The sequence below is a fragment of the Micromonospora saelicesensis genome (genome assembly GCF_900091575.1).
In the GTDB taxonomy this organism is placed as follows: Bacteria; Actinomycetota; Actinomycetes; order Mycobacteriales; family Micromonosporaceae; genus Micromonospora; species Micromonospora saelicesensis.
On the sequence record NZ_FMCR01000010.1, the window covers coordinates 1 to 26,380 of the forward strand.

The 26,380-nt window shown below is 70.9% G+C and carries 21 protein-coding genes and 1 pseudogene; 16 read left to right on the forward strand and 6 right to left on the reverse strand.

Features of this window, described 5'->3' with window-relative positions:
• Positions 1-758: 758 nt before the first annotated feature.
• On the reverse strand, positions 759-2,441 hold the full coding sequence (locus GA0070561_RS31230; protein ID WP_091409605.1) for a beta-N-acetylhexosaminidase: 1,683 nt from the start codon (positions 2,439-2,441) through the stop codon (positions 759-761).
• A gap of 401 nt (positions 2,442-2,842) precedes the next feature.
• On the opposite strand from GA0070561_RS31230, the gene ppdK reads away from it, so the two are divergent.
• Positions 2,843-5,551 (forward strand): pyruvate, phosphate dikinase, encoded by a 2,709-nt coding sequence (gene ppdK, locus GA0070561_RS31235; RefSeq protein ID WP_091409608.1) that lies wholly within the window; start codon positions 2,843-2,845, stop codon positions 5,549-5,551.
• Between the two features lie 42 nt (positions 5,552-5,593).
• Here ppdK and GA0070561_RS31240 read toward each other — a convergent pair whose 3' ends face one another.
• Positions 5,594-6,094, reverse strand: a complete 501-nt coding sequence (locus tag GA0070561_RS31240) for a roadblock/LC7 domain-containing protein (RefSeq protein ID WP_091408937.1) — start codon at positions 6,092-6,094, stop codon at positions 5,594-5,596.
• Positions 6,095-6,347: 253 nt separating this feature from the next.
• On the opposite strand from GA0070561_RS31240, the gene GA0070561_RS31245 reads away from it, so the two are divergent.
• Genes GA0070561_RS31245 through GA0070561_RS31255 form a run of 3 tightly spaced genes read left to right on the forward strand, consistent with a single transcriptional unit; the run spans position 6,348 to position 8,820 of the window.
• Positions 6,348-6,701: a VOC family protein gene (locus tag GA0070561_RS31245; RefSeq protein WP_091408941.1), complete on the forward strand. Its 354-nt coding sequence runs from the start codon at positions 6,348-6,350 to the stop codon at positions 6,699-6,701.
• On the forward strand, positions 6,685-7,956 hold the full coding sequence (locus GA0070561_RS31250; protein WP_091408944.1) for a deoxyguanosinetriphosphate triphosphohydrolase: 1,272 nt from the start codon (positions 6,685-6,687) through the stop codon (positions 7,954-7,956). The genes GA0070561_RS31245 and GA0070561_RS31250 overlap by 17 nt, the downstream gene beginning before the upstream one ends.
• 15 nt (positions 7,957-7,971) lie before the next feature.
• Positions 7,972-8,820, forward strand: a complete 849-nt coding sequence (locus GA0070561_RS31255) for a siderophore-interacting protein (RefSeq protein WP_091408948.1) — start codon at positions 7,972-7,974, stop codon at positions 8,818-8,820.
• Between the two features lie 7 nt (positions 8,821-8,827).
• Here GA0070561_RS31255 and GA0070561_RS31260 read toward each other — a convergent pair whose 3' ends face one another.
• Positions 8,828-10,033 carry a low temperature requirement protein A gene (locus GA0070561_RS31260; RefSeq protein ID WP_091408952.1) on the reverse strand — a complete coding sequence of 402 codons (1,206 nt, stop codon included), beginning with the start codon at positions 10,031-10,033 and terminating at the stop codon, positions 8,828-8,830.
• Positions 10,034-10,146: 113 nt separating this feature from the next.
• Here GA0070561_RS31260 and dnaG point away from each other — a divergent pair.
• Positions 10,147-12,049: pseudogene (gene dnaG / locus GA0070561_RS31265) on the forward strand (DNA primase).
• The gene (locus tag GA0070561_RS31270; protein ID WP_091408959.1) at positions 12,050-12,586 is read left to right on the forward strand and encodes a hypothetical protein; all 537 of its coding nucleotides are present in this window, start codon (positions 12,050-12,052) and stop codon (positions 12,584-12,586) included.
• A gap of 9 nt (positions 12,587-12,595) precedes the next feature.
• Here the strand turns inward: GA0070561_RS31270 and GA0070561_RS31275 are convergent, their stop codons facing one another.
• Both GA0070561_RS31275 and GA0070561_RS31280 read right to left on the reverse strand, forming a co-directional pair.
• The gene (locus GA0070561_RS31275) at positions 12,596-13,615 is read right to left on the reverse strand and encodes a TAXI family TRAP transporter solute-binding subunit (RefSeq protein ID WP_091408961.1); all 1,020 of its coding nucleotides are present in this window, start codon (positions 13,613-13,615) and stop codon (positions 12,596-12,598) included.
• Positions 13,612-15,732, reverse strand: coding sequence for a TRAP transporter permease (locus GA0070561_RS31280; RefSeq protein WP_091408964.1), 2,121 nt, complete (start codon positions 15,730-15,732; stop codon positions 13,612-13,614). The genes GA0070561_RS31275 and GA0070561_RS31280 overlap by 4 nt, the downstream gene beginning before the upstream one ends.
• Positions 15,733-16,032: 300 nt before the next feature.
• Between GA0070561_RS31280 and GA0070561_RS31285 the strand changes: the two genes are divergently transcribed.
• Positions 16,033-16,965 (forward strand): ABC transporter ATP-binding protein, encoded by a 933-nt coding sequence (locus GA0070561_RS31285; RefSeq protein ID WP_091408968.1) that lies wholly within the window; start codon positions 16,033-16,035, stop codon positions 16,963-16,965.
• Positions 16,966-17,125: 160 nt separating this feature from the next.
• Entirely contained in the window at positions 17,126-17,665 is a 540-nt protein-coding gene (locus GA0070561_RS31290; protein ID WP_091408972.1) for a hypothetical protein, read from the forward strand.
• 22 nt (positions 17,666-17,687) lie between these two features.
• Here GA0070561_RS31290 and GA0070561_RS31295 read toward each other — a convergent pair whose 3' ends face one another.
• Positions 17,688-17,903 (reverse strand): flavin reductase, encoded by a 216-nt coding sequence (locus tag GA0070561_RS31295; RefSeq protein WP_244166516.1) that lies wholly within the window; start codon positions 17,901-17,903, stop codon positions 17,688-17,690.
• Positions 17,904-18,176: 273 nt separating this feature from the next.
• On the opposite strand from GA0070561_RS31295, the gene GA0070561_RS31300 reads away from it, so the two are divergent.
• The 8 genes from GA0070561_RS31300 (at position 18,177) to GA0070561_RS31335 (ending at position 26,314) form a co-directional block, all read left to right on the forward strand.
• Complete coding sequence (locus GA0070561_RS31300; protein ID WP_244166517.1) at positions 18,177-18,980, forward strand: helix-turn-helix domain-containing protein; 804 nt, start codon at positions 18,177-18,179, stop codon at positions 18,978-18,980.
• Entirely contained in the window at positions 18,971-19,162 is a 192-nt protein-coding gene (locus tag GA0070561_RS31305; protein WP_091408978.1) for a DUF397 domain-containing protein, read from the forward strand. Before GA0070561_RS31300 ends, GA0070561_RS31305 begins: the two co-directional genes overlap by 10 nt.
• 231 nt (positions 19,163-19,393) lie before the next feature.
• Positions 19,394-20,182: an ABC transporter permease gene (locus tag GA0070561_RS31310; protein ID WP_091408982.1), complete on the forward strand. Its 789-nt coding sequence runs from the start codon at positions 19,394-19,396 to the stop codon at positions 20,180-20,182.
• 33 nt (positions 20,183-20,215) lie between these two features.
• Positions 20,216-21,025, forward strand: a complete 810-nt coding sequence (locus GA0070561_RS31315; protein WP_091408985.1) for an ABC transporter permease — start codon at positions 20,216-20,218, stop codon at positions 21,023-21,025.
• Between the two features lie 64 nt (positions 21,026-21,089).
• Complete coding sequence (locus tag GA0070561_RS31320) at positions 21,090-22,109, forward strand: YihY/virulence factor BrkB family protein (protein WP_091408989.1); 1,020 nt, start codon at positions 21,090-21,092, stop codon at positions 22,107-22,109.
• 260 nt (positions 22,110-22,369) lie between these two features.
• Positions 22,370-23,548 carry an ROK family protein gene (locus GA0070561_RS31325; protein ID WP_091408992.1) on the forward strand — a complete coding sequence of 393 codons (1,179 nt, stop codon included), beginning with the start codon at positions 22,370-22,372 and terminating at the stop codon, positions 23,546-23,548.
• 133 nt (positions 23,549-23,681) lie between these two features.
• Complete coding sequence (locus GA0070561_RS31330; protein ID WP_181539481.1) at positions 23,682-25,190, forward strand: sugar ABC transporter ATP-binding protein; 1,509 nt, start codon at positions 23,682-23,684, stop codon at positions 25,188-25,190.
• Complete coding sequence (locus tag GA0070561_RS31335; protein WP_091408995.1) at positions 25,187-26,314, forward strand: ABC transporter permease; 1,128 nt, start codon at positions 25,187-25,189, stop codon at positions 26,312-26,314. The genes GA0070561_RS31330 and GA0070561_RS31335 overlap by 4 nt, the downstream gene beginning before the upstream one ends.
• Positions 26,315-26,380: the final 66 nt, after the last annotated feature.

Consider the following 26,380-nt stretch of genomic DNA (forward strand, 5'->3'; position numbering starts at 1 on the left):
TGCGGTGGTCTGCCAGGTATAACGACCCGGCCCGGCCGCCGATTCCGCCGCCGGGGTGGCCCCGACCACCCGACAGCCGACACGCAACCCGACAAAACACCACCCTGCCCGGCTGGCGAACCCGACACGGAGGCCAGGGCGGCGTGATCCACTCGGGTTCCTGAAAGTCGCGGTGTCCGGGCGCCGAGGATGCCCCGACTTCATGAAAGCCGAGTGGATCATGCCGGTCTGCGCCGTTCGCGCGCCAAGGGGCGGTCCGAGGGCGGGCAGAATGTGGCGCTGATCGGTCGGAAGCGCGCCGTACGGAACCTCGCGTCCCGCAAGATCGTGCTTGATCCAGGAAACAGGCCCCTCCCCGCGCGACGAGGCCACTACATCCAGGATCGAGCACGATCATGGGGGCGCGACCGCCCATCAAGGGGCGGGCGAGGCAGCCAGCGTGAAATGGTCGGCCATCTCCGGCCTGCGCCGTTGGCGCGCCTGGGCCGAGCCGACGCGGTGGCACGTCACCGCGTGGATTGGGTCGGCCTCGGGTAGGGCGCTGCGTGGATCGGGTCGGCCTCGGGTAGGGCGCTGCGTGGATCGGGTCGGCTTCGGGTGGGCGCTGCGTGGATCGGGTCGGCCTCGGGTGGGGTGCCGTGCGGACAGGGTCGGCCTCGGGTGGGGTGCCGTGCGGACAGGGCCGGCCTCAGGTAGGCGCCGTGTGGACCCGTCCTGCCCGGAGTTGAGCACCGGGCAGGACGGGCTGAGCCGGGGGATCAGGGCGTGGCGGTGTCGGTTTGGGGCATGTTGCGCTGTGTCGGGATGGTCGGAGCGGTGGGCCAGGGGATCTCGGGCGCGCGGTGGAAGGTGATCCCGGCCGTCGTCCAGCGCGGGCCCTGGCCGGCGAGGCGGTCGCGGAAGTCGGCCCAGTCGTGGGTCGCCCGGGTGGACCAGCCCAACTCGGCGATGGCCGGGAGGCGGGGCAGGAGCAGGAGTTCGATGTCGGCCAGCGAGGTGACCGATTCGGTCCAGAGCGGGGCCTCCACACCGAGAACCGCCTCGGCGGGTACGTCGGCGATGTGCGTACCCGGATCCCAGTCGTACGCCTTTCGTACGTCGATGAGGCCGGCCCAGTCGTGCCCGATCGGGGTGTCCGGGGCGTACTTCATGTCCAGGTAGGCGTGGTTGCCGGGAGAGACGATCAGTCGGGCGCCCCGGCGTACGGCGTCGACGGTGGTGAGGTCTTCGCCGTTCGTGCCCCACCACTGCAGGACCCGCCCGTCGAGGTGGGCGGCGGGTGCGAGCTGGTGCCAGCCGACGACGGTCTTGCCGAGGTCGGCCACGATGCGCTGGACCCGCTCGACGAAGCCGGTGTAGACCTCGCCCTTCACCTTGAACGCCTCGTCGCCGCCGATGTGCAGCCAGGGGCCGGGGGTGAGCGCGGCCACCTCGCCCAGCACGTCGGCGACGAAGTCGTACGTCCGCTCGTCGGCCGGGTCGACGTAGCTGAAGCCGACCTCGGTGCCGGTGTACGGCGGCGGTGCGATCTTGTCCGGTGCCAGCTCCGGGTACGCGACCAGCGCCGAGTTGGTGTGCCCCGGGAGGTCGATCTCCGGGACGACGGTGATGTGGCGGGCGGCCGCGTAGGAGACGATCCGCTGGTAGTCGGCCTTCGTGTAGTGCCCGCCGGGGCCGCCGCCGACCTCGGTCGCCCCGCCGACGGTGGTCAGCTTCGGCCAGGAGTCGACGGCGATCCGCCAGCCCTGGTCGTCGGTGAGGTGCAGGTGCAGGTGGTTGAGCTTGTAGCGGGCCAGGTGGTCGACCACCCGCAGCACGTCCTCGACGGTGAAGAAGTGCCGCGCGACGTCGAGCATCGCGCCCCGGTAGGGGAACCGGGGTGCGTCGGTGATGGTCCCGCTGGGCAGCGCCCAACGTTCGGTGACCGGGCTGGGGCTCTCGATCGCCGCCGGCAACAGTTGGCGCAGCGTCTGTACGCCGTGGAAGAGGCCGGCGGCGGTGGCGGCCGTGACGCGTACCCCGTCGGTGGCGATGTCGAGGCGGTAGCCCTCCGCACCGAGGTCGGCGCTGTAGCCCTCCGCACCGAGGTCGGCGCTGTAGCCCTCCGCGCCGAGGTCGGCGCTGTCGTCGAGCACCAGCGCGATGCCACCGGCGGGCTCCGGCGCGGTGGCGTCGGTGACCGGCAGCGGGTAGCCGGTGGCCGGACGCAGGAGTTGGGCGAGCTGCTCGGCGACCGCCAGCGCGGCGGGGTCGGCGCTGGACACGATGACCGCTTCGGCCGGGAGAACCCAGTCGGCGGTCGGGTCCGGCTGGACGTGCTGTGGGGCGGGCACGACGTCGGCCAGCCGGTGCGGGGCCGCTGGGGCGAGCAATGCGCCAGCGGTCTGCTCGGCCGTGCGGGCCAGCGTGGCCGCGTCCGGTTCCCGCGCGGAGAGCGGCATGCGGGCCAGCGTGGCCGCGTCCGGTTCCCCCGCGGAGAGCGGCGTGGGAACGGCGGTGGGGCCGGGGGAGGGGGTGGTCGACACGGCGGCGACTCCGGGGGGTGTATTCGCGTCGGTTATGGCAAAAGTGAGGTTCACCGGCTGGCGTGGCGTCAAGCGTACGACGCTCGGCCGGGATGCGTGATGGTGCGCATGGAAGCGTTCCCAAAAACCGGTACGAACACGGATAGTCGTGATGGCTGTGCCAATTGTCACCGAACGGTCCCAGGTCACTCGATGTTCGCTTAACCTTCGCCCACCGATCGACGTTGACCCCGGGATTACCGGCGGTCCGTCCCGGGGAAGAAGAAAACTGAACCTTCGTTAAGTGTCAATCCGGCGCGTGTGTTGTGGAGGCTCTGGTGGCAGCGCAAGAGACCGTCGATCACAAGTACGTCTACGACTTCTCCGAGGGCAACAAGGAACTCAAGGACCTGCTCGGCGGCAAGGGGGCAAACCTCGCCGAGATGACCAACCTGGGCCTGCCCGTCCCGCCCGGCTTCACCATCACCACCGAGGCGTGCCAGGCCTACCTCGCGACGGGACGGGAGCCGGACGGGCTCGCCGGCCAGATCGAGGCGCACCTGGAAGCGCTGGAGCGCGAGATGGGCAAGCGCCTCGGCGACCCGCAGGACCCGCTGCTGGTCTCCGTCCGCTCCGGTGCCAAGTTCTCCATGCCCGGCATGATGGAGACCGTCCTCAACGTCGGTCTCAACGACCAGAGCGTGGTCGGGCTCTCCGCACAGGCGGGGGGCAACGACAGGTTCGCCTGGGACTCCTACCGGCGACTCATCCAGATGTTCGGCAAGACCGTCTGCGAGGTGCCGGGCGAGGAGTTCGAGCACGCGCTCGACGAGGCCAAGCACGCCAAGGGCACCCACGACGACCTGGATCTGGACGCCGCTGACCTGCGCGGGCTGGTCGACGCGTACAAGAAGATCTTCTTGAAGCACACCGGTCGGGAGTTCCCGCAGCAGCCACGCGAACAGCTCGACCTGGCGATCCGGGCGGTCTTCGAGTCGTGGAACGCCGAGCGCGCGGTGCTCTACCGCCGCCAGGAGCGCATCCCGGCCGACCTCGGCACCGCGGTCAACGTGGTGACCATGGTCTTCGGCAACCTCGGGCCCGACTCCGGCACCGGGGTCGCTTTCACCCGTGACCCGGCCAGCGGCGCGCAGGGCATCTACGGCGACTACCTGGCCAACGCCCAGGGTGAGGACGTGGTCGCCGGCATCCGCAACACGGTGCCGTTGCAGGAGTTGGAGCAGCTCGACAAGACCTCCTACGACGAGCTGCTCGGCATCATGGCCCGGCTGGAGGAGCACTACAAGGACCTCTGCGACATCGAGTTCACCATCGAACGCGGCAAGCTGTGGATGCTGCAGACCCGGGTCGGTAAGCGCACCGCCGCCGCCGCGTTCGTCATCGCCGGGCAACTCGTCGACGAGGGTCTGATCGACCTGGACGAGGCGCTGCACCGGGTCAACGGCGCGCAGCTGGCCCAGCTGATGTTCCCGCGCTTCCAGCTCGACCACGAGTTCCAAGCGGTCGCCAAGGGCATCGGCGCGTCGCCCGGCGCGGCGTCCGGCACTGTGGTCTTCACCTCCGCCCGAGCCGTCGAGCTGGCCGCCGAGGGCAAGTCGGTGATCCTGGTGCGCCGGGAGACCAACCCGGACGACCTGAACGGCATGATCGCCGCCCAGGGCATCCTCACCTCGCGCGGCGGCAAGACCAGCCACGCCGCGGTGGTGGCCCGGGGCATGGGCAAGACCTGCGTCTCCGGTGCCGACGAGATCGAGGTGAACGTGCCGGCGAAGCGGTTCACCGTCGCCGGGCAGACCGTCACCGAGGGCGACGTGGTGTCCATCGACGGCACCACCGGCAAGGTCTATCTCGGCGAGGTGCCGGTCATGCCCTCCGAGGTCGTGCAGTACTTCGAGGGCAGCCTCGACCCCGAGCACATCGACAACGCGCTGGTCCGGGCCGTACACCGGATCATGACGCACGCCGACGGGAAGCGGCGGCTGGCGGTCCGCACGAACGCCGACACCGGCGCGGACGCCGCGCGGGCCCGGCGCTTCGGCGCCGAGGGCATCGGTCTGTGCCGCACCGAGCACATGTTCCTCGGTGACCGGCGGGAGCTGGTCGAGCGGCTGATCCTGGCCCGGGCCCCGGGCGAGCGGGAGGCGGCGCTGGCGGCGCTGCTGCCGTTGCAGCGGGCCGACTTCGAGGAGATCTTCCGCGAGATGGACGGCCTGCCGGTCACTGTCCGGCTCATCGACCCGCCGTTGCACGAGTTCCTGCCGCCGCTGGAGCAGCTCGCCGTCAACGTGGCGGTCGCCCAGGAACGCGGCGAGGACGTGGCCAAGGAGGAGGCACTGCTCGCCGCCGTCCGGCGGATGCACGAGGAGAACCCGATGCTCGGGCTGCGGGGCGTACGCCTCGGCCTGGTCATCCCCGGCCTGTTCGCGATGCAGGTCCGGGCCATCGCCGAGGCGGCCGTCAGCTGTGCCCGCGGCGGCGGGGTGGCGAAACCGGAGATCATGGTGCCGCTGGTCGGAGCCGTGCAGGAGTTGGAGACGGTCCGCGCCGAGGCCGAGAAGATCATCGCCGAGGTGGTCGGGGACAGCGGCGTCGAGGTGCTGATCGGCACCATGATCGAGGTGCCCCGGGCGGCGCTGACCGCCGGGCAGATCGCCGAGGCCGCCGAGTTCTTCTCCTTCGGCACCAACGACCTGACCCAGATGGGCTGGGGCTTCTCCCGCGACGACGTCGAGGGCGCGTTCTTCTGGCGCTACCTGGAGTTGGGCATCTTCGGCATCTCGCCGTTCGAGTCGATCGACCGCGACGGCGTCGGTCGGCTGGTGCGGATCGCCGCCGAGGAGGGTCGGGCCGCCCGGCCCGGGCTGAAGCTCGGCGTCTGCGGTGAGCACGGTGGCGACCCGGACTCGGTGCACTTCTTCCACGAGGTCGGCCTGGACTACGTGTCCTGCTCGCCGTTCCGGGTGCCGGTGGCCCGGTTGGAGGCCGGCCGGGCGGTCGTGGAGACCGGCGGGTCGGACAGCCGCTGACGCACGCCGGCGGCGGCCTGGTCACCCGGCCGCCGCCGGCGCTCAGATCGGCGGGCGACGCCAGGTGGGTCGGGACGAGCGGCGCAACTGCGCCGGCAGGGTCGCCATCGGGGTACGCGTGGCCAGCGGGGCGTGCGCGTCCGGTACGGAGGTCGCGCGGACGCCTCCGCCGCGAACGTCCAGGAACGACCCCGCCCGGCGGGCCACCGCCCGCGCCTCCTCGTGCAGCCCCTCCAGGTCCCCCGCCGCCGACATGGTGACGAGGGTCAGCAGGGCGCTGCGCCCGGCCGGGTAGGTGACCACGCAGCCTGCGGTGGTGCACACGACCGACTCCCGGAACTCACCGTGGCGGACGGTGTCGGCCACCCGGTGCCCGAGCCCGAAACTCGCGGCGGCGAGCGCGGCGAGATGGGTGGCGTCGGTGCTGGGTAGGTCGCTGGAGATGAGCAGGCCGTCGGTGCCCGCGAGCACCGTGCCGGCGATGTCGGGTCGTCGCTGGCGCAGGCCGCGTAGCTCCGTTCCCATCACCGTGTCTGCGTCCACGAGCGTTACCCCTCACCGGTCGGCTCTGCGTGTCAGTCGGCTGGTTACGTTCCGCGCTGGGAACGCTACCGGTGGCGACTTCCGGCCGCGAGCCCGTAACCCTCGGCGATCGGTCGGCAACTGCGGGCCAATCGGTGGTTGTGTGCCCTTCGTCGATGCGTCGTGAGCGGGTCGGGCAGTGGTGGCGGGCGTAATCTTGGCTCGCTCGCACACGGCCGATTGGGCGCCGCGTCGAACGGGAAGAGGTGACTGCATGACCAGTGTCTGGGAGAGCCTGACTGTCGACGCCCGCGATCCGGCCCGGCTGGCCCGTTGGTGGGCCGAGGCGCTCGGCTATCAGGTCGTCACCGAGACTCCGAGCGGCGTGGAGATCCGCCAGTCCCCGGACCAGTTGCCCGCCCTGTTCTTCGGCCCGGTGGCCGAGGGCAAGGAGCGCAAGAACCGGCTGCACCTCGACCTGCGCCCCGCCAACCAGGAGGCTGAGGTCGAGCGCCTGGTCGACATGGGCGCCCGGCACGTCGACATCGGTCAGGGCGACGTCGACTGGACGGTGCTGAGTGATCCGGAAGGCAACGAGTTCTGCGTCCTCCGTGAACGCGAGGAGTGAACCGGGGGCGGCGGACGCGCGGTTGGTCGAGGAGCCGCCCAAGGACACCGGCCATCGTCGGTCGCCGTACGAGCGCGACCGGGCCCGGGTGCTGCACTCGGCGGCGTTTCGCCGGCTGGCCACCAAGACCCAGGTGCACACCGCCGGCACTGACGACTTCCTGCGTACGCGGCTGACGCACTCGTTGGAGGTGGCCCAGATCGCCCGGGAAATGGGTGCCCGGCTGGGCTGCGACCCGGACGTGGTGGACGTCGCGGGGCTCGCGCACGATCTCGGGCACCCGCCGTTCGGGCACAACGGCGAGGCTGCGCTGGATCTGCTCGCCACGCCGTGCGGCGGCTTCGAGGGCAACGCGCAGACGCTGCGGGTGTTGACCCGCCTGGAGGCGAAGGTGCTCGCCCCGGACGGCTCGTCCGCCGGGCTGAACCTGACCCGGGCTTCGCTGGACGCGATCGGCAAGTACCCCTGGCCGCGCCGGCCGGGGGAGCGCAAGTTCGGGGTGTACGCCGACGACGTGGCCGTCTTCGACTGGATCCGCGCCGGCGCGCCCGGCGACCGGCGCTGCCTGGAGGCCCAGGTGATGGACTGGGCCGACGACGTCGCGTACTCGGTGCACGACGTGGAGGACGGCATCCACGGTGGTTATGTCACGTTGCACCCGCTGCTCACCGACGCCGACGAGCGGGCCGCGCTCTGCGCCGACGTGGCCGCCGCCTACTCCGGGGAGTCCGCGGCCGACCTGGCCGAGGTGCTCGTCGATCTGCTGGCCGGTCCGCTGCTCGCCCCGTTCGCCGGGTACGACGGCAGCCATCGCGCGCAGGTCGCGTTGAAGGCCACCACCAGCGGGGTGACCGGGCTGTTCGTGTCCGCGGCGGTGGCGGCGACGGAGGAGCGCTTCGGTCCGGGCCCGCACCGCCGCTACGCCGCCGACCTGGTGGTGCCCCGCCTGGTGCGGGCGCAGTGCGCGCTGCTCAAGGGCATCGCGTTGCGGTACGTGATGCGTCGCAGTGGCTTCCGGGGCCGCTACGAGCGGCAGCGGACGATGCTGGCGGAGTTGGTCGCCGCGCTGGTCCGGCGTGCCCCGGAAGGGCTCGACCCGATCTTCGCCCCGCTGTGGCGGGCCGCCCCGGACGACCGGGCCAGACTGCGGGTGGTGATCGACCAGGTCGCCTCGCTCACCGACCCGGCGGCGGTGACCTGGCACACCCGCCTGGTCGGCAACGGGACACCCCCGATTGACCACGAGTCAACTTAGGCTAACCTAACTGGCATGACGGAACGCCCCAGGAACGTCACCTCGGCCCGGGTGCTGCGCACCGAGCGGCCCACCCCGCACCTGATCCGGCTCGTCCTCGGTGGGGACGAACTGGTCGGCCTGCCGGTGGGCGAGTTCACCGACCACTACATCAAGGTGGTGTTCCCGCAGTCGGGGGTCGCGTACCCGCAGCCGTTGGACCTCGCCGCGATCCGCCGGGACCTGCCCCGGGAGCAGTGGCCCCGGCTGCGCGCGTACACGGTGCGGCGCTGGGATCCGCTGTCCGGAGAGCTGACCGTCGACGTGGTGCACCACGGCGACGAGGGGTTGGCCGGCCCGTGGGCCGCCGCGCTGCGTCCCGGCGATCCGGTGCACTTCGTCGGCCCCGGCGGCGCGTACGCCCCGAACCCGGACGCGGACTGGCATCTGCTGGTCGGTGACGAGAGCGCCCTGCCGGCGATCGCCGCCGCCCTGGAGCGCCTCCCGCTGGGTGCCCCGGCCCACGTCTTCGTGGAGATCGCCGACCCGGCGGAGGAGCAGAAGCTGCTCAGCCCCGGCGCGGTCGAGCTGACCTGGCTGCATCGCGGCGAACGCCCGGTGGGCGAAGCGCTGGTCGCGGCGGTGCGGGCGTTGGAGTTCCCGGCCGGCCAGGTGCACGCGTTCGTGCACGGCGAGGCCGCCTTCGTCAGGGAGCTGCGCCGGCTGCTGCGCGGCGAGCGGGGCGTACCCCTCGACCGGCTCTCCATCTCCGGCTACTGGCGGCGCGGCATGGACGACGAGGGCTGGCGCTCCACCAAGGCCGACTGGAACCAGCAGGTGGCGGCCGAGGAGACAGCCCTTCCGGAGCCCGCCGCGGCGGCCTGAGCGCCGCTCACCCCTCGGGGGTGTCCATCTCCCTGCCGGCCCGGGCGAGGCGCCGGCTGAGCAGTACGGCGTACCCGACGACGGCCAGGGAGAGCAGCGACAGCATCAGCCTCGGCTGATGCACGGTCGCGGTGATCAGGCTGACCGAGACCACCCCGTAGGCGGCGATCGCCAACCGGGCGGCGCTCGGTCGGGTCCACAGCCAGTACAGGGCGAGCCCGCAGGCCGTCCACACCACCATCGACGCGCCCAGCAGCAGCCGCAGCTCCAGCGGCAGGCGGTTCGCGTTGTCGTCGACCAACCGGACCACCTGCCCGAGCGCCCAGCCGAGCAGCAGCAGCGCACCGCCGAGCGGAATATGCAGGTAGCTGTACGCCTGCCCGCCGCGTAACCGGCTCTGGGTCAACCGGGTGGTGACGAAGGTGGTGTAGACCCACCAGACCGCCGCCGGGATCAGGAAGGCCATCGCGGCGGTGAGGATCATGTGTGGCGGGGGGTGGTCCGGCACGGCGAAGAGCAGGCTGGCCAGCGCGCTACCCAGCACGATGATGGTGAACTGGCCGATCCGTTCCGGCAGGTGCCGGTTGTCCACCGGCCAACGGTTGAGCCAGCGCACCCCGACCCAGGGCGTGGCCAGCTCGATGACCATCGCGACGATCCACAGCACCGGGCGCAGCTCGGTGGGCACTGTCAGCGACACCAACCAGATCAACCAGCCCGAGCCGAAGCCGATCAGATAGACAGTCGTCACCATCCGGGCGCTCGGGCTGGTCGGCCAGGCACGCAGGTACAGCAGGAGCAGCACACCCCGCACGATCAGGTACCCGACCGGCAGGAGCACGCTCTCCGGCACCTCGTCGACGCCGAGGGTCATGGCTCCCGCGCCGACCAACGCGACAAGCACCAGCAGTCGGTGCAACGCGTCGTCCGGATCGAACCGGGTGTCGTAGTACACCTGCCCCATCCAGGCCCACTGGATCACCACGAAGAGCCCGATCACGGCCAACACGGCCCTCGGCGACGGGGACGGTTCGTTGCCCAGCCGGGCCACCACCGCCGCCAGCGCGTACACGAAGATGAGGTCGAGGAAGAGCTCCAGCCAGGTGGCGTGCCGGTGGCCGGCCTCGTCCGCCTGCGGGGTCTGCCCGGGTAGCCCCATCCGAGCGGCCAGCCATCTCGGCAGGCGAGGGGCTTCGGTCCGTACCCGGCGCATCTGGTCATGGTCCCCGTGCGGACCAGGCCTGCGGGCCGGAACCGCCCAGCCGGCAGCGGCCGCCGCCACACCGGCGTCCCCCGGCCGGCGTGTCGCCAGTCCGGCAGGGCAGGATGTACGCCGAGGGGGTGGCGCATGGCTGGGCGGATCCGGGACGAGGACATCGCACTGGTCCGGGAACGCACCTCGATCGGGGATGTGATCTCCGAGACGGTCACCCTGAAGTCCGCCGGCGGCGGCAACCTCAAGGGCCTGTGCCCGTTCCACGACGAGAAGAGTCCGTCGTTCAACGTGTCCCCGGCCCGCAACGTCTGGTACTGCTTCGGCTGCGGGGCCGGCGGGGACGCGATCAAGTTCCTGATGGACGCCGACCACCTCAGCTTCGTGGAGTCCGTCGAGCGGCTGGCCGGCCGCGCCGGCATCCAACTGCGCTACATCGAGGACGACAGGAGCGCCCCGCGCCCTCGCCCGCAGCAGGGTCAGCGGCAGCGACTGGTCGCCGCGCACGCCGCCGCCGTCGAGTTCTACCGTGGGCAACTGACAACCGCCGGCGCCCGGCCGGCACGGGAGTTCCTGGCGCGACGGGGCTTCGACCGGGCCGCCGCCGAGCGTTACGGCTGTGGCTTCGCGCCGGACGGTTGGGACCTGCTCACCAAGCACCTGCGCCAGCAGGGCTTCACCCACCAGGAGCTGGTCACGGCAGGGCTGTCCCGGGAGGCCCGCTCCGGCAGCCTGATCGACCGGTTCCGCCGCCGGCTGCTCTGGCCGATCCGCGATCTTGCCGGCGACGTGATCGGCTTCGGCGCGCGCAAGCTCTTCGACGACGACGACGGCCCGAAGTACCTGAACACCCCCGAGACGCCGATCTACAAGAAGTCGCACGTGCTCTACGGCATCGACCAGGCCAAGCGGGAGATCGCCAAGCAGGGTCGGGCGGTGATCGTCGAGGGTTACACCGACGTGATGGCCTGTCACCTGGCCGGGGTGACCACTGCGGTGGCGACCTGCGGCACCGCCTTCGCCGCGGACCACATCTCCGTGCTGCGTCGGCTCCTGTTCGACAGCGACGAAGTGGCCGGCGAGATCATCTTCACCTTCGACGGTGACGCCGCCGGGCAGAAGGCAGCGCTGCGCGCCTTTGAAGACGACCAGCGCTTCGTCGGGCGCACGTTCATCGCGGTCAGCCCGGACAACATGGACCCGTGCGACCTGCGGCTGGCCAAGGGCGACCTTGCGGTGCGTGACCTGGTCGCCCGCCGCGAGCCGCTCGTCGACTTCGCGTTGCGACACATGATCAGCCGCTTCGACCTGGACACCGTCGACGGCCGGGTCGAGGCGATGCGGCACGCCGCGCCGCTGGTCGCGCGCCTGAAGGACCGGGAGAAGCGCCCGGAGTACGTCCGCAAGCTCGCCATGGACCTCGGCATGGAGATCGAGCCGGTGCAGCGGGCGGTGCTCGCCGCCGGCAACACCGCGCCGTCCGGCACCCGCGAGGCCGCCCCCGCCGCCCGGCCAACCTCGGCCCGCCCGGAACCGGCGGTGGACAGCCCGCAGTCGATGGTCGAGCGGGAGGCGCTCAAACTCGCCCTCCAGCAACCGGTCCTGGCCGGGCCGATGTTCGACGCGGTCGAGGCCACCGAATACCGCCACCCGGTGCACGTCGCGGTGCGTACGGCCATCGCGGCGGCCGGTGGTGCCGCGTCGGCGACCGGCGGCGCGGTCTGGATCGAGTCGGTCCGCGACGCCTGCGACGACCTGGCGGCTGCGGCGCTGGTCGGTGAGTTGGCCGTCGAACCACTGCGGATCGACGGCGAACCGGACCCGCGCTACGTGTCGATCACCATGGCGCGCGTGCAGTTCGGGTCGGTGACTGCCCGGGTCCGGGACCTCAAGTCACGCATCCAGCGCATCAACCCGGTCAACAACAAGGACGAGTACTTCGCCGCCTTCGGTGAGCTGCTGTCCCTGGAGCAGCACGCCCGGGCGTTGCGCGAGCAGGCTGCGGGAGGCCTCTAGATGGGACTGTTCAGCCGCAAGCCGAAGCTGCCGCCGGCCGACCGGCCGCCGCTGACCGCCGACGAGCGGGTGCTGGCCTGGGCGGCCGCCGGCAACGGCGAGGGCGACGGGGTGGTGGTCGCCACCAACCTCGGGTTGTGGCTGCCCGGTCGAGGGCACCGGCTCGGTTGGCACACCATCCTCAAGGCGGTCTGGTCCGGCCGGGAGCTGACCGTCACCCCCGCCGAGCCGCTCGTCGAGCGGGACGGCTACACGGTGGTCGCCGACGGCCCGGCCGAGACGTACCTGCTGCTCGACCCGGGGGAGCTGCCGCACCAGGTGCGGGCCCGGGTGACCCGTTCGGTCGCGTACACCGAGCACCAGCCGGTGCCCGGTGGCGCCGCGCGGGTCGCGGCCCGGCGCGTGGCCGGGGTCGACGGTCTGACCTGGACGGTCCGACTCGACCCCGGCACTCCGGCGGACGACGAGGCAGTGCTCGCCGAGACCGACCGGCTGGTCGGTGTGGCCCGCGCCGCCACCGCGCCGGCCGACACCTGACCGGTCGGGTCAGTTCGCGCCCAGGTCCTTCAACGCCTTCTCGGCTCCGCGGTGCAGCGGCACCGGCAGGGTCCTGCGGGCCTTTTCCAGCGAGATCCCTTTGGCCGCCGGGTTCGCCTGGGCCAGCGCGTCGCGCTTGTCGAACACCGTCCGGGTGATCGCGCAGGCCACGTTGGCGTCCAGGTCCTTACGGACCAACAACACGTTGGGTACGACGATCGTCGGGGTGTCGGCCGCCGTCTTGTACGCGTCCCGGCCGATCGTGCCTTCCTGGTAGCCGGGGCTCAGCGCGGCCATCTTCGGCAGCAACGGCGAGATGTCGACGAACTTCACCGAGTCGCCGGCCGTGGTGAACAGGTCGGTGAGACCCCCGGTGGGCAGACCGCCGGACCAGAAGAAGCCGTCGACGCTGCGGTCCTTGATCCCCTCGACCGTCTTGGTCAGGTCCAGTCGCTGCGCCCGGATGTCAGTGGCCGGGTCGAGGCCGGCCGCCTCCAGCAGCCGGTTGGCGATCACCTCGGTACCGGACTTCGGTGAACCGGTGGAGATCCGCTTGCCGCGCATGTCGGCCACCGAGGTGATCCCGGAGTCGTTGCGGACCACCACCTGCGTGTAGTTGTCGTAGATGCGGGCCAGCGCCTCCACCGGCTGCGGCGCGGTGAAACTGCCCTGGCCCTCGACCGCGTTGACCGCCGTGTCGAACAGGGAGAACGCCACGTCGTACTGGCCACCGACCAGTTGCTCGATGTTCTGCACCGAGGCGCCGGTCTCGGCGGCGGTGCCGGTGAGCTTGCCGCCGGTCGACCCGGACAACTGGCCGGCCAGGGCGTTGCCGACCACGTAGTAGACGCCTGTCGCGTTGCCGGTGGCGATGCCGACGCGGGTTTCCTTGGTCACCTCGCAGGTGACCTCGCTGGCCGTGTCGTCAGTGGCCGCGCCGCCCTTCTGACCTCCACAACCCGCGGCACCGACAGTGACGAGGGCGAGCACGCTCAGGCCCGCCGCGAGCCGTACGTCGATTCGTCTCACAGTTGTTCCTCCACAGGATTGGCTGGTGATCCGGACGATGACCGGTCGGCGGAGCCGCGTCGGACGAACACGCCCGCCGCCGCGACGACGGCCAGAGCCACGCCGACCGTGACCGGCACGGGTTCGAGCCAGAGCACTGTGACGCCGGCGAGGGCGCCCAGCACCCGTTCCGGAGCGCCGGCCCTGCCCACGCCGGGCAACCAGCCACCGGCGGCGACGGCGAGCACCGCCACGCTGAGCGCGGTGACTCCGGCGGCGAAGGCGATCCGCTGGACACCACCGATGCCGAGCAGACCAAGCCCGGCCGGCGTGATGACGAACGCGATCGGGGTGAGGTACGCCGGCAGCGCGTACCGCAGGGTCTGCCACATGGTCGGCACCAGCCGGCCGCCGGTGACCGCGGCGGCGGCCACCGCGGCGAGCGCGGTCGGTGGGGACACCTCGGACAGCACCGCGAAGTAGAAGACGAACATCGCCGCCGCCGGCGCGGCGACGCCCAGGTCGAGCAGGGCCGGACCGACGATCACCCAACCGATCACGAACGACGCGGTGACCGGCACGGCCAGGCCCAGCAGGCTGAGCGCGACGGCGGCGAGCAGCGCGGTGAGCACCAGCACCAGCGTCGGGTCCGAGGTGGCCGCCTGCGCCCCGCCGATCAGCAGGGCCGCCGCCTGCGGCCCGAGGCCGGTCTTCGTGGTGGTCGCCGTGATGATGCCGGCGGCGGCGCAGACCGCGGTGACGGCGAGGACGCCGCGTACGCCGGTGACGAGCGCGGTCACCAACCGGCCCGGGGTGAGTCGGTGCGCGCGGTCCTGGCTCCTGGGGGCCAGGAACGACAACGCGACGGTGAGCACGATGGCGAAGACGACAGCCCTGGTCGCGGACACACCGACCGCGAGGAACACGATGATGGCGATCAGCGAGGCGAAGTGGTAGCCGAACCGAGCCAGCAGCCGCCACGGCGAGCCGACGTCGATCACCACGGGGCGTACGCCGGACCGGCGAGCGTCGATCTCCACGGCGAGCAGGATGCCGAGGTAGTAGAGCACCGTCGGTACCGTTGCCCAGCCCAGCACCTGGAGGTACGAGACGCCCAGGTACTCGGCGATGATGAACGCCGCCGCACCCAGGGTGGGCGGGGAGAGGATGGCGCCCACACCGGCCGCGGCCAGCATGCCGCCGGCCCGCTCCGGCGGGTAGCCGGCGCGGCGCAGCAGCGGCCAGGTGACCGCGCCGATGCTCACCGTCGTCGCCGCGCCGGAGCCGGAGACCGTGCCGAGCAGGAAGCCCGAGGCCACCGCCGTCCGGCCGGCGGCGGTACGGGAACGGCGGAACGCCGCCGCCGACAACTCGACGAAGAACCGCCCGGCCCCGGACAACTCCAGCACCGCGCCGTAGATGGTGAACAGCACGATGTACGAGGCGGCCACGTCGAGCGGCGTGCCGTAGAAGCCGCTGTCGGAGTTGTAGAACGCGTCGACCAGTTGACTGAAGTCGAGCCCGGCGTGCGCGACCGGCCAGGACTGCGGCAACAACCCGCCGTAGTAGCCGTAGCCGAGGAACAGCAGGCAGACCGCGGGCAGGATCCAACCGGTGGTGCGTCGACACGCTTCGAGCAGCAAAAGCAGCAGGACGGTGCCCAACACCAGATCCGTCGGCGCCAGCAGGCCCTGCCGATCGAGGAACGCGTTGTAGCCACCGCCACCGCTGCCGATCCGGATCGGCAGGACCGGATAGAGACAGGCCGCGACGGCCAGGACGACCAGAGCCCAGTCGGCCACTGTGGGCCCCGACGACGCGAGGGCCGGGGTGCGCCTGTCGCCGTCGCTCTCGGTGGCCTCGGCGCGGTTGGCGCGTCGTCGCCGGGAGCGTAGGCGGGCCGGCAGCCGCAGGTCGGCCGGGTAGGCGAGGAAGACCAGCGGGAGTACGCCGGCCAGGAAGATGATCAGGTAGTACTTGCTGCCCTGCGACAGAGGGCGGAACACCTGCCACAGGGCGAGAGCGCCGACCGCCAGCGCCGCCATGGTGAGGAGCAGACCCGCCGGCCCGGAGAGCACCCGTCCCGGCTTCTCGTCCTCGAACTGGGCGGCCAGGTCCCGAGTCGCCCGCTCGGCCACGCTCGGGTCGGGCTTGCCCGGGCCGGGCTCCGTCGGCTCGGTTTCCGGTCGTGGTCGGGGTGGCCCGCCGCCGGGGTTCGCTGCGGACCCATCAACGGGAGAGTTGGCTGGTCGGGCAGGTGACGGCGAACCATCGGGCGAGCTGATGGGCGACACGAAGGGACGATACACGTCGATTGGCTGACGGGTGGGGCATCGATCGGTGTTTCGCCTCCGGTGGTACGGACACCGGGGTGATCGGCCGGTCGCCGGCGGATATTTGCGTGGAGGGCTGTCGGACCCGGCGGTTAGGGTCGGGCGGTGACTTCGGGGCGACCACTGATTCAGGCTCGCGGGCTGGTGAAGCGGTTCGGTGATTTCACCGCTGTGGACGGCATCGACGTCGAGGTTCGCCCGGGTGAGGCGTTCGGCTTCCTCGGGCCCAACGGCGCGGGCAAGTCGTCGACCATGCGGATGGTCGGCTGCATCTCCCCACCCAGTGGGGGTGAGCTGCGCATCCTGGACATGGATCCGGTGGCTGACGGGCCGGCGATCCGGGCGCGTCTCGGGGTGTGCCCCCAGCTGGACAATCTCGATCCGGAGCTGACCGTCCGGGAAAACCTGACCGTCTACGCCCGCTACTTCGGCATCTCCCGCCGGGCGGCCCGGGAGCGCGCCGCCGAGCTGCTCGACTTCGTCCAGCTCACCGAGCGGGCCGACAGCAAGGTCGAGCCGCTGTCCGGTGGCATGAAGCGTCGGCTGACCATCGCCCGCGCGCTGGTGAACGATCCGGAGATCGTGCTGCTCGACGAGCCGACCACCGGGCTGGACCCGCAGGCCCGGCACCTGGTGTGGGAGCGGCTGTTCCGGCTCAAGCAGCAGGGCGTCACGTTGGTGCTCACCACGCACTACATGGACGAGGCCGAGCAGCTCTGTGACCGCCTGGTGGTGATGGACGGCGGCCGGATCGTCGCGGAGGGCTCGCCCCGCGCGCTGATCGAGCAGCACTCGACCCGTGAGGTGGTCGAGCTGCGCTTCGCCGCCGAGTCGCAGGAGCCGTTCGCCGGCAAGCTCGACGGGCTGGGGGAGCGGGTCGAGGTGTTGCCCGACCGGGTCCTGCTCTACGTGCCCGACGGCGACGCGGCGGTCGCCGAGGTCACCGCGTTGGGGCTCCAGCCGGCGAACGTGCTGGTCCGGCGCAGCGGCCTGGAGGACGTCTTCCTGCACCTGACCGGCCGCACCCTGGTCGACTGACGGGCCCCGACTGATCGTTGGCAGCCCAGCGACAACTTCTTCGGCGTGTCGCACGGCTCGGCTGCCAACGATCGCCACTCGACTGCCTTTGATCTTGGGCGTAGCATCGCCCAGCCGAATCAGTGAACTCACCGAGTCGGCTTCCGACCACGGGGGTTTCATGTCTGATCTGGTGACCGCCAACCGACGTCAGGCCGGGCTGACTGCCCTCTACCTGGGCATCTTCGCGATGGTCTGGTTCAGTGTGCCGGCGGCGGAGCAGCCGCTGCGTGCCCTGCTCGTGGTGGCCAGCATCGCCGCACTGCTCACTGCCGTGCTGGGCGGTGTGCTGGCCTCCCGCCTGCGGGGTGCCGGCAGCCCCCGGGACCGGGCCGCCGACCGCCCGTACCTGCTCATCGTCGTGGCCGAGTTCGCCGCCGCCGGCCTGGGTGCCGCCGTGCTGGTCGCCGCCAACTGGTCCGAGTACGTGCCGGTGCTGGTCTGCCTGGTGGTCGGTCTGCACTTCTTCCCGCTCGCCCCGCTCCTGCGGGATCCGTTGCTTCGCCCGCTCGGTGCCGCGCTGTGCGTGGTGGCGGCGGTGGGCCTCGTCACCGGCCTCGCCTCGGCGGTCTCCGCCGGGCTGGTGGTCGGCATCGGCGCGGGGGTGCTGCTGCTCGGGTACGCCGTACAGGCGCTGGTTCGCGCGTACCGGCCGGCCTGACCGGCTGCCAACGAATTGCCGCTCAACGGGCTCTGGCCCAGGTGATGAATCGGTCGGTCAGTCGGTCCTGACCGGCCTGGCCGGCGAGATCCCCGGCCGCCTCGTTGAGCAACGCGGCGAGGTAGATGAGCAGGCCGATCCGGTCCTCGCGGTATTCGCCGAGCAACGCCAGGCGGGCCGGCGAGCAGGGCCACGCCGCGCCGCAGACCCGACAGCGCCAGGACGGGCGTGCCGCCACGTGTGGGCGGTACCGCGGCATCAGTGCCCGCCGCCGTGATGAGCCGGCCAGGTCAGTCGCACGAGGGAACCTCCGTCGGGTGGGTGGGAGCGCCCCGGATCGGGGGTCACGGGGCGCTCCCGGCCTGGTTCCGCCCGCCGTCTGGATCCCGTGAGCGGTTCCGCTGCGTGACAGTCTGGTGAGGACACGACTACGGTGGGAGGTTCCGCACGCCGACGACCAGCGCGTACGGCAAACGGCCCGACACGGTACGGGAATGTACGGAGGGTGTCCGTGGAGAGTTCGTCCATGCTGGAGCACTTCGCCGAGGAGCTGCGGCTGGCCCGGGCCGCCAACGGGATGTCGCAGTCGGCGCTGGCCGAGGCGTTGAGCTATTCCGGGGCGCTTGTCGCCAAGGTGGAGACATCCGAGCGCCGGCCGAGTCTGGACTTCGCCCGCCGGTGTGACGCCGTGTTCTCAGCCGACGGTCGGTTCGAACGCATCCAGCGGCGGATCAGCCGGGAGGCAGTGGTGCCGTGGTTCCGCGACTGGGCCGGCATCGAGCAGGAGACCACCGCGCTGCGGTGGTTCGAGCCGCTGTGCGTGCCAGGCCTCTTGCAGACCGAGGGGTACGCCCGCGCGCTACTGACCGGCGGCGGCTTGTTCGCGGCCGACGAGGTCGAGCAGCAGGTAGCAACCCGGCTGGACCGTCAGAGACTGCTCACCCGAGACCGGCCTCCGCTGCTCACTGCGGTGCTCGACGAGCACGTGCTGCGCCGATCTGTCGGTGGGCCGGGAGTTATGCGCGAGCAAGTTCAGCACCTCGTGAAGCTCGGCACGGCGTTCCCGAGGGTCCGAATCCAGGTAGTGCCGACTCCCGCCGGTGCTTACGCTGGGCTCGGAGGGCCGTTCGTGATCGCAAGCTTGTCGCAGGGGGAGGACCTCGTCTATCTCGCCGGACAGCGACATGGGCAGGTCATCGACCGCGCCGAGTACGTCCGTCAGATGGTCGAGGTGTGGGAGTCGATCCGCGGTGAGGCACTATCGCACGGGCAGTCCCTCGATCTGATGGCGGAAGTGGCGGAGACATGGATTTAACCGGTGCCCGGTGGCGCAAGAGCATTCGTAGCGGCCCGGATGGCGGCAACTGCGTGGAGGTTGCCAGCGACCTGCCTGGGCTGGTGGCCGTGCGCGACTCCAAAGACCCGACCGGCCCCGTGCTGGTCTTCCCGCCCGGCGCGTGGCGCGCGTTCGTCGGTTCCGACGCCGTCCGCCGGTAGCTGGCGGCCACGCGGTCGAAATCCACTCGGCTTTCCGGAAATCGGGGCATCGGGGCGGCTCTGACACCGCGACTTCCTGAAGATCGAGTCGATCAAGCACGACCCCGCCCACGGGCGAGGCGGCGAAACCCGGACGACACGTCGGCGGGGTCGTCGTAACGTGACCGGCGGTCTGTCGTACCCCGGGGGTAGACAGGTCGTGGTGGCCGGCGCGGTGGGCGGGGTGATCGGGTGAGTGTGGCGGGATCGGCGCGGTTCCCATGGGTGCCGGCGTACGCGGTGTTCGAGCACTACCTGGTGGGTCTGCGGCGCACCTGGCGGGCCGGGGTGTTCTCCTCGTTCCTGCTGCCGGTGCTGACCGTCCTCGGGTTCGGGGTGGGCGTCGGCGCCTACATCGACCAGGGCGTCGGTGGGGTGCGTTACCTCGACTGGCTGGTCCCCGGGCTGATCGCCTCGACAGCGCTCCAGGTGACCGTCGGCGACTCGACGTGGCCGGTGTTCAGCAACTTCCAGTGGGTCAAGACCTACTTCGCGCAGGGCGCGTCGCCGCTGCGGGTGGGTGACATCGTGGCCGGGCACCTGGCCTTCGTGCTGTTCCGGGTGCTCACCACGATTGTGGCGTTCCTGCTGGTCACCGGGCTGTTCGGGGCGCTGCGGTCGCCGTGGGCGGTGGCCACCCTACCGGTGGTGGCGTTGCTCGGGCTGGCCGTCGCCGCGCCGACCTTCGCGTACGCCGCGTCGGTGTCGAGCGACAGTTGGCTGGCGATGCTGTTCCGGTTCGCGGTCATCCCGATGACGCTCTTCGCCGGGGTGTTCTTTCCGGTCGAGTCGTTGCCCGAGGCGCTGCGCTGGCTGGCGTACGCGACACCGTTGTGGCACGCCGTGGACCTGTGCCGCGCGGCCACGCTCGGCGTCGCCCCACAGTGGTCGATCGTCGGGCACCTGCTCTACCTGACCGCCTGGGCGGTCGCCGGCTGGTTGCTGGCGGTGCGCGCGTTCCGTCGCAAGCTCGTCGTCTGAACAGCAACCCGAAGAACAAGCAGAGAGGGTGTCGTGGTCACGCTGATCCTGCCCCGGCTGGTCGACGTCTCCGCCGCGTCCCGGCGGTCGGCGTCGGTGGTCGGGCGCAACGTCGCGGCGCTGAAGTCGGTCTACTGGCTGCTGCTGCTCTCCGGCTTCGTGGAGCCGCTGCTCTACCTGCTCTCCATCGGGGTGGGCGTCGGCGCGCTGGTCGGCGACCTGCCGCTGCCCGACGGGCGGCTGGTCTCGTACGCCGAGTTCGTGGCCCCGGCGATGCTGGCCTCCTCGGCGATGACCGGGGCGCTCGCGGAGACCACCTTCAACTTCTTCGGCAAGATGAAGTACATGAAGCTGTACGACGGGATGATCGCCACCCCGGTACGGCCTTTCGAGATCGCCGTCGGCGAACTGGGTTGGGCGATGCTGCGGGGCAGCGCCTACTCGGCGGCGTTCCTCGGCGTGATGGTCGCGCTGGAGTTGACCAGCGTCACCCGCGCGCTGACCGCTCTCCCGGCCGCGGTGCTGGTCGGGTTCGCGTTCGGGGCGCTCGGCATGGCGATCTCCACCTTCATGCGTAGCTGGCAGGATTTCGACCTGATGGGCTCCGCGCAGTTCACGCTCTTCCTCTTCTCCGGCACCTTCGTGCCGGCGCAGGCCTACCCGACAGTGCTGCACTGGCTCGTCGAGATCACCCCGCTGTACCGGTCGGTGCACCTGATCCGGGGGGTCGCGTTGGGCAGTGGTGGTTGGCTCTGGCTGCTCGACGTGCTCTACCTGTTGGCGATGGTGGCGGTCGGCCTGCTGGTGGCTTCTCGCCGAATGGCGAGGTTGCTCTACAAGTAGGGGTTATCCGCGCCCGTCGACGGGGCATGTCCGGAGGTGACACCGCCGACCAGGAGGAGGGGCGATGGCCTCGGACGAGTCTTCCGCCCAGCGTGAGCGTGATCCCGTCACCACGCCGGTCGGGCCCGACGCGGGCCCGGACAGCCCCACCGACCTGCCCGGCAGCGGCTGGAAGGCGGCGTTGCGCCGGACGATCACCGAATTCCAGGACGACAGCCTGACCGACTGGGCAGCGGCACTGACCTACTACGGAGTGCTGTCCATCTTCCCCGGCGTGCTGGTGCTGATCTCCCTGCTCGGCCTGCTCGGCGAGAGCGCCACCGAGGGCGTCAAGGACACCGTCAACCAGGCGGTGCCGAACGACAGCATCCGGCAGATCATCGAAAACGCGATCAAAACCGCCCAGGAGAGCGGCGGCCTGGCCAGCCTCGCCGCGATCATCGGTCTGGTGGCGGCGTTCTGGTCGGCTTCCGGTTACATCGGCGCGTTCATGCGCGCCTCCAACACCATCTACGACGTGCCAGAGGGTCGGCCGATCTGGAAGACCCTGCCGATCCGACTCGGCGTGACCGCGGTGATCGGGGTGCTGTTGCTGGCCAGCGCGGTGATCGTGGTCTTCACCGGTCGCCTCGCCGAATCGGTCGGTGACGTGATCGGGCTCGGCCCGACGGCGGTAGCGGTGTGGGACATCGCGAAGTGGCCGGTGCTGCTGATCCTGGTCAGCCTGATGTTCGCGATCCTCTACTGGGCCTCGCCGAACGCGCGGCACGGCGGCTTCCGCTGGGTCAGCCCGGGCGGGGTGCTGGCCGTGGTGATCTGGCTGGTGATCTCCGGCCTGTTCGCCTTCTACGTGAGCAACTTCGGTTCGTACAACAAGACGTACGGGGCGCTGGCCGGGGTGATCATCTTCCTGGTCTGGCTCTGGCTGAGCAACATCGCGATCCTGCTGGGGGCGGAGTTCGACGCGGAGTTGGAGCGTGGCCGTGCCATCTCGGCCGGCCACGCGGTGGACGACGAGCCGTACGTCGAGCTGCGCGACGACCGCAAGCTCCGCAAGAAGCGAAATTCTGCCGGCCGTCGCTGACGGCCCCGCGCCAATCGCCCCGCCACCGAGGATCGGCTGGCGGGGCGTTTGCGTGTCCATCGATGGAACTGCTGGCGAGGGGACGCGGGCGTTCCGTGATCCTTTCCTTGATCGACTAGTAGCTTTTGTTCTTTCGGACAAAAGTTGGTCTCGGAACGGCTGAAGCTCTGGACAGGCGGCGTGGAACGCTCTTACTGTGTCGGACACAACACATCGACATTGCGTCGATGTGAACGCTGCCAAAGAAGAGGGGGCCCCGGGTGCGCACCGTCGACCCCCTACACGTGCGCCTGTTGCGGCTGCTTCGCGACGAGGGCGCCGTGTCCCGGGCCGAGCTGGGCGACCGGCTCCAGATGCCACGTCCGCGCATGCTGGCCGAGCTGGATCGCCTGGTGACGCTGGGTTATGTGGCCGAGGCCGGGCTCGCCGCTTCCCGAGGTGGGCGTCGCTCGACGCTTGTCGAGCTGAACCCGAAGCTGCGCTTCGCCGCCGTCGACCTCGGTGCCAGTTCAATGGACGTCGAGGTGGTCAACGGCCGCCTCGAACCGGTGGCCCACTACGCCGAGGCAGCCGACATCCGCAACGGCCCGAAGGTGACCCTGCAACGGGTCAACGAACTGCTGCACAAGGCCCGGGTCGACGGCGCGTACGAGCGACTGGACGCGGTCGGCATCGGCGTACCCGGCCCGGTCAGCTTCCGCGACGGCGTTCCGGTGTCACCACCGATCATGCCGGGCTGGGACCGGTTCCCGGTGCGTGAGCTGCTCAGCCGGGAGCACGGCTGCCCGGCGGTGGTCGACAACGACGTCAACATCATGGCGATCGGCGAGCGGCACGGTGGGGTCGCGCACTCGGTGGACGACTTCCTCTTCGTGAAGATCGGTACCGGCATCGGGTGCGGCATCTACCTCACCGGCGAGGTCTACCGGGGCACCGACGGATGTGCCGGCGACATAGGGCACATCCAGGTCGACTCGCACGGTCCGATGTGTTCCTGCGGCAACGTCGGCTGCCTGGAGGCGCTGTTCAGCGGCGCCGCGCTGGCCAAGGACGCCGCAGCCGCCGCCCGCAGTGGCACGTCGCCGGCGTTGGCCGAGCGCCTGGCGCTGCGGGGTGTCGTCACCGCGCTGGACGTCGCCGAGGGCGCCGTCGAGGGCGACGTGACCTGCATCCAGTTGATCCGCGACGGCGGACGGCGGGTCGGCGGAGTGCTCGCCGGCCTGGTCAGCTTCACCAACCCGTCCATGATCGTGATCGGTGGCGGGCTGGCCCAACTGGGCCACATCCTGCTCGCCGAGATCCGCAGTGTGGTCTACCGCCGGTCACTGCCGCTGGCCACCGGCAACCTTCCCGTCGTCCTGTCCGAGCTGGGCGGCCGTGCCGGCGTCGCCGGCGCGGCGGTGCTCGCGAGCGACGTCGCCTTCGGGGAAGCCGCATGAAGCTGTTCGAGATTCCGTCGTGAGCGAGGAGGAGACTGTGGCTCTGCCCGAGGATGACCCCGCCACCGCGTCGGCCGAGGCCGTCGCCGAGGCGCCGCTGGTCGAGGCTCCCGCCGACACCGTCGCGGGCGAGGTGGTCCTGCGCCTCACCGACCTGGTGAAGACCTTCCCCGGCGTACGCGCGCTCGACGGCGTGCAGCTGGAGGTGCGTGCCGGCGAGGTGCACTGCCTGCTCGGGCAGAACGGCGCCGGCAAGTCCACCCTCATCAAGGTGCTCGCTGGGGTGCACCAACCGGATTCTGGGCAGGTGGAGTGGCGCGGTGAGCCGGCCACGTTCGCCAACCCGCAGGCCGCCATGAAGGCGGGCATCGCCACGATCTACCAGGAGCTCGACCTCGTCGAGGATCTGTCGGTGGCGGAGAACGCGTTCCTCGGACACGAGTACCGCAGCTTCGGTTTCGTCCGGCGCGGCCGGATGGCCCGGCACACCCGGCAGATCCTCAGCCGGCTCGGCCACGGTGAGATTCCGCCGGGGCGGATGGTCCGGTCCCTGCCGGCGGCCGGCAAGCAGATCGTCAGCATGGCGCGGGCGCTGTCGCACGAGGCCCGACTGATCATCATGGACGAGCCGAGCGCGGTGCTGGCCCACGACGAGGTCGGCAACCTGTTCCGGATCATCCGAGAGCTGACCGCGCAGGGCATCGCCGTCATCTACATCTCCCACCGCCTGGAGGAGATCCGCGAGATCGGCGACCGGGTCACCGTACTCAAGGACGGCCGGACCACGGCGGCGAACCTGCCGGCGCGCGACACCCCGACCCGCGACCTGGTGAGCCGGATGACCGGCCGCACCATCGAGTACGTCTTCCCGGACCGGCCGACCGACGACTCCGCGGGTGCCGACCTGCTCCAGGTGCAGGGGTTGACCCGCACTGGCGAGTTCGCCGACGTGTCGCTGACCGTGCGTGCCGGGGAGATCGTGGGCATCGCGGGGCTGGTCGGCTCCGGTCGTTCCGAGCTGCTGGAGACGATCTACGGTGCGCGCCTCCCGGAGGCCGGCACGGTGCAGATGGACGGAAAGGTCCTGCGGCCCGGCGTCGGCGCGGCGGTTCGCGCCGGCATGGGAATGGCCCCGGAGGAACGCAAGAGCCAGGCGCTGCTGCTCGGCGAGCCGATCTACCGCAACGTCACGCTGGCCACCTTCGGCCGGTACGCGCGGCTCGGCTTCACCAACGCCGCCAAGGAACGCGCCGAGGCGGACCGGATCGCGGAGACCCTGGAGCTGCGGCCCCGGGACGTCGACCGGCCGGTGCGCACGCTGTCCGGCGGCAACCAGCAGAAGGTGGTGGTCGGGCGTTGGCTGCTCGGCGGCACCAAGTTGCTGCTTCTCGACGAGCCGACCCGGGGCGTGGACGTGGGCGCCCGGGCTGAGCTCTACCAGGTCATCCGGGCATTGGCCGCTCAGGGCGTGGGGGTGCTGCTGGTCTCCAGCGAGGTGCCCGAGGTGCTGGGTCTGGCCGACCGGGTGCTGGTGATGCGGGAAGGGCGGGTCGTCCGCGAAGCCGCGGCCGGCGAACTCGACGAGAACACTGTGCTTGACCTCGTGATGGCGGGGTCCTTGATGGAAGGCGCACCGGCATGAGCGACGCGACTCCCACTCCCACCGCGACACCGGAGCGCCCGCAGCTTCCGGCGCAGTCGCCGCCGGTGGACCCGGCGGAGACGGCGGTGGCCAATAACAAGGCAGGATCCGGGGGCAAGCTCTCCTGGTGGCGGGGTGACGGTGGCGACGGCGCCAAGCGCAACCTCGGTCTGATCGGGGTGCTGGCCGCGCTCATCGTGGTCGGCGCGGTCACCAAGCCCGACCTGTACGGCGACCCGAACTGGGTCTGGAACAACGTCCTGGCCATTCTCCAGTTGGCCTCGGTCGTCGGCGTGGTCACGGTCGGGATGACCTTCGTGATCATCGGTGGTGGCATCGACCTGTCGGTCGGCGCGATCGTCGCGCTGGCCGGGGTCTGGTGCACCACGGTGGCCACCCAGAGCTACGGCGCCGGCGGCATGATCTTCGCCGCCCTCGCGGTCGGCATCTGCGTCGGCCTCGTCAACGGTGTGCTCATCTCGTACGGGCGGCTGGTCCCCTTCATCGCGACGCTCGCGATGCTGGTGGCCGCGCGAGGGCTCGCGGCGTCGATCTCCAACAAGCAGACCCAGGTGTCGAGCAGCACGTTCATCAACGACATCGCGGCGCGCAAGGTGATCGGGATCCCGATCCTGGTCTACATCCTCGGCGCGGTCGTGCTGGCCGGTTGGGTAGTGCTCAACCGCACGACCTTCGGCCGGCGGACCATCGCCGTCGGCGGCAACCCGGAGGCGGCCCGGCTGGCCGGCATCAACGTCCGGCGGCACACCATGCTGCTCTACGCGCTCTCCGGTCTCTGCTGCGGCATCGCCGCCATCATGCTCACCTCGCAGGCGACCTCGGCGCAGGCGGCGATGGCCAACCTGTACGAGTTGGACGCGATCGCCGCGGCGATCATCGGCGGGACGCTGCTCAGCGGCGGCCGGGGCACGATCGTCGGCTCGCTGCTCGGCGTCATCATCTTCGCCACCATCACGAACCTCTTCGCCATCAACGGCCTCTCCATCGAGGCGCAGAACATGGTCAAGGGCGGCATCATCGTCGCCGCCGTCCTGGTCCAGCAGTTCCAGTTCAAGTCAGTCACTCGGCTCCTCGCGCGGAACAGGGTCACCACCGCAACCTGACGCACCGCACCGTTGTCCTGGCGACGTCGAGACACTCGACGGTGGCCGGGCCTCGCACACCCTCAA

Coding starts and splice junctions, on each gene's coding strand:
- GA0070561_RS31230 (WP_091409605.1), bottom strand. CDS start 2,441: ATGCCGCTCTCCGCGCGGGAACCGGACGCGGCCACGCTGGCCCGCACG.
- GA0070561_RS31245 (WP_091408941.1), top strand. CDS start 6,348: ATGACCAGTGTCTGGGAGAGCCTGACTGTCGACGCCCGCGATCCGGCC.
- GA0070561_RS31255 (WP_091408948.1), top strand. CDS start 7,972: ATGACGGAACGCCCCAGGAACGTCACCTCGGCCCGGGTGCTGCGCACC.
- GA0070561_RS31260 (WP_091408952.1), bottom strand. CDS start 10,033: ATGCGCCGGGTACGGACCGAAGCCCCTCGCCTGCCGAGATGGCTGGCC.
- GA0070561_RS31270 (WP_091408959.1), top strand. CDS start 12,050: ATGGGACTGTTCAGCCGCAAGCCGAAGCTGCCGCCGGCCGACCGGCCG.
- GA0070561_RS31290 (WP_091408972.1), top strand. CDS start 17,126: ATGTCTGATCTGGTGACCGCCAACCGACGTCAGGCCGGGCTGACTGCC.
- GA0070561_RS31305 (WP_091408978.1), top strand. CDS start 18,971: ATGGATTTAACCGGTGCCCGGTGGCGCAAGAGCATTCGTAGCGGCCCG.
- GA0070561_RS31320 (WP_091408989.1), top strand. CDS start 21,090: ATGGCCTCGGACGAGTCTTCCGCCCAGCGTGAGCGTGATCCCGTCACC.
- GA0070561_RS31335 (WP_091408995.1), top strand. CDS start 25,187: ATGAGCGACGCGACTCCCACTCCCACCGCGACACCGGAGCGCCCGCAG.